Origin of the sequence: Streptomyces sp. SID10853 (genome assembly GCF_010548145.1) — a bacterium.
Classification (GTDB): Bacteria; Actinomycetota; Actinomycetes; order Streptomycetales; family Streptomycetaceae; genus Streptomyces.
In genome coordinates this window covers 1-2,547 of the sequence record NZ_JAAGLN010000436.1, presented here as the reverse complement: position 1 = coordinate 2,547, position 2,547 = coordinate 1, and the positions used below count along the sequence as shown (strand labels likewise).

General features: G+C 70.7%; 3 protein-coding genes. 1 reads left to right on the top strand and 2 read right to left on the bottom strand.

Going from position 1 to position 2,547, the window contains the following annotated elements:
* The coding region (locus G3I19_RS36015) for a DUF5685 family protein (RefSeq protein WP_343235311.1) at nucleotides 1–328 on the bottom strand (328 nt) is incomplete at its 3' end.
* Between the two features lie 295 nt (nucleotides 329–623).
* Here G3I19_RS36015 and sepF point away from each other — a divergent pair.
* Nucleotides 624–1,076 carry a cell division protein SepF gene (gene sepF / locus G3I19_RS36010; RefSeq protein WP_164267883.1) on the top strand — a complete coding sequence of 151 codons (453 nt, stop codon included), beginning with the start codon at nucleotides 624–626 and terminating at the stop codon, nucleotides 1,074–1,076.
* Between the two features lie 105 nt (nucleotides 1,077–1,181).
* On the opposite strand, the gene G3I19_RS36005 is transcribed toward sepF, so the two are convergent.
* Nucleotides 1,182–2,372: an acyl-CoA dehydrogenase family protein gene (locus G3I19_RS36005; RefSeq protein ID WP_164267882.1), complete on the bottom strand. Its 1,191-nt coding sequence runs from the start codon at nucleotides 2,370–2,372 to the stop codon at nucleotides 1,182–1,184.
* Nucleotides 2,373–2,547 lie beyond the last annotated feature (175 nt).

The following is a 2,547-nucleotide window of genomic DNA, read 5'->3' as shown; positions in this document are numbered from 1 at the left end:
CCCGGTCGGCGACATGGTCGCGCATCTTCGCGGAGGCCAGCACCAGCGAGACGGTCGCGGCGAGCCGGGCGCCCTCGCCGCGCGCGACGGGCGCGGTGCGCATCCCGCGCAGCGGACAGGGACCGGCGGTGCGCCACCGGCCACTGGAGCGCTCCGTCTGAGCCTCCGTCAACACCGAGACGATCAGGCCGTCGTAGTTGGTGGCGATCCGCGCGAACTGGCCGTGATCGCCGCGCAGCGCCAGACAGAGGCCGCACAGATGCGCCGTCCACTGCGCCCGCAGCCCGTCGGAGAGGCGGTGCGCGCAGGGCCTGACGATTCCGAACACAGTGCTCCCCCGAGCCTCGTCACCGGTGCCGGACGGTGTCTTCCGGCGCCTCCGGCATCGTATCGAGCGGCCCATTCACCCGTACGACCCCTCCGTCACCCATACGGCTGGAGAGTTCCTATTTTCATTCTGTCAGCAGTCGTACGTAGGAAGAAACCTGACGAACCGCCACAACTTCTGCACCAGTACCGTCACGAATGCCCTGCGCGCCGTCTATCCACTTGGCGCACGATCCACATCATGGACGACGATAGGGGGGCGGAACGCAGAAGGACCGCGGCGAAAGGAGGCGTCCATGGGATCGGTACGCAAGGCGAGCGCCTGGCTGGGGCTCGTCGAGGACAACGACGACGACCGCTACTACGACGACGATTACACGGAGGGCGCCGAGCAGGCCCCGGCCTCGGCCGAGGCATGGGTGACCGACCCCAGGGTCAGGGTCGCCTCCGAAGCGGCACAGGCGAAGAGCCGCCGGATCGCGACGATCACGCCCGACAGCTTCCGGGACGCCCGCAGCATCGGCGAGATGTTCCGGGACGGTGTCCCGGTGATCGTCAACCTCACGTCCATGGAGCCCGCCGACGCCAAGCGCGTGGTGGACTTCGCCGCCGGGCTGATCTTCGGTCTGCGCGGCTCGATCGACCGGGTGGCCAACCGGGTCTTCCTGCTGACCCCGTCCGACACGAAGATCGTGAGCGGGGAGGCCGCCGGCCGGCCGAGCGACGGCGGGTTCTTCAACCAGAGCTGAGCCGGGGCCGGACCCGGCGGCGCTCCGGGGGCGTTCCCGGAGCCCGGCGCGGCCGGCCCGGCCCGGCGCGGCCGGGATCCACCGGTCAGGCCGGCCCCGCCCGCTCTACCGGAACGCGTCGAGACCGGTGAGCGCCTTGCCCAGCACCAGCTGGTGCATCTCGACGGTGCCCTCGTAGGTCAGCACCGACTCCAGGTTGGTGGCGTGCCGCATCACCGGGTACTCCAGGGAGATCCCGTTGGCGCCGAGGATCGTCCGCGAGGTGCGGCAGATCTCGATCGCCTCCCGCACGTTGTTGAGCTTCCCGAAGCTGACCTGTTCCGGACGGAGCCTGCCGGCGTCCATCCGGCGCCCGATGTGGTGCGCGAGCAGGATGCCCTTGTGCAGTTCGACCGCCATGTCGGCGAGCTTGGCCTGGGTGAGCTGGAAGCCGCCGATCGGCCTGCCGAACTGCTCTCGCGTCCTGGAGTAGTCGAGCGCGGCCTCGAAACTGGCGCGGGCGGCGCCCATCGCGCCCCAGACGATCCCGTACCTGGCGTGGCTCAGACAGCTGAGCGGGCCCTTGAGCCCGGTGACTCCTGGCAGTACCGCGTCGGCCGGCAGCCGGACCTCGTCGAGGACGAGCTCACTGGTGACCGAGGCGCGCAGCGACCACTTGTGCTTGATCTCCGGGGCCGAGAACCCGGCCGTCCCGGTGGGGACGACGAAACCGCGGACACCCTCGTCCGTCTGCGCCCACACCACGGCGACACCCGCAACCGAGCCGTTGGTGATCCACATCTTGCGGCCGGTCAGCACCCAGTCGGTGCCGCTGCGCTTGGCGTACGTCAGCATCCCCGCCGGGTCCGAGCCGTGGTCGGGCTCGGTGAGCCCGAAGCAGCCGATGATCTCACCGGCCGCCATGCCGGGCAGCCACCGCTGCCTCTGCTCCTCAGAGCCGAAGCGGTGGATCGCGTACATCGCGAGGGACCCCTGTACGGAGACCAGTGAGCGGATGCCGGAGTCGGCCGCCTCCAGCTCCAGGCAGGCCAGTCCGTACTGGACGGCGGTGGCGCCCGCGCAGCCGTACCCCTGCAGGGACATGCCGAGCGCGCCGATGGAGCCCAGTTCGCGGGCCAGCTCACGGATGCCGGGCAGCTCGCCCTTCTCGTACCACTGCGCGATGTGCGGCAGGACCCGGTCGGCGGCCCAGGCACGGACGGTGCCGCGGATCGCGAGATCCTCGTCGCCGAGCAGGTCGTCCAGGCCGATGGGGTCGGCGGGGTCGAAGGGCGGCAGCTTGGACGGTGCGGACATGAGGGTGCCTCCGGCGGCTCGCACGGACAACGACGGACAACGGATGAAACTAGCAGTGATAGTTACGAGGTTCCGCCGACGTTACGGCTCAGTGCCGCGCGCGTCCAGACCCGGCCGCATCCGCCGGCACCGGGCGCGCCGGAACGGGCGCGGCCGCCCTCGGCAGGGCCTCGCG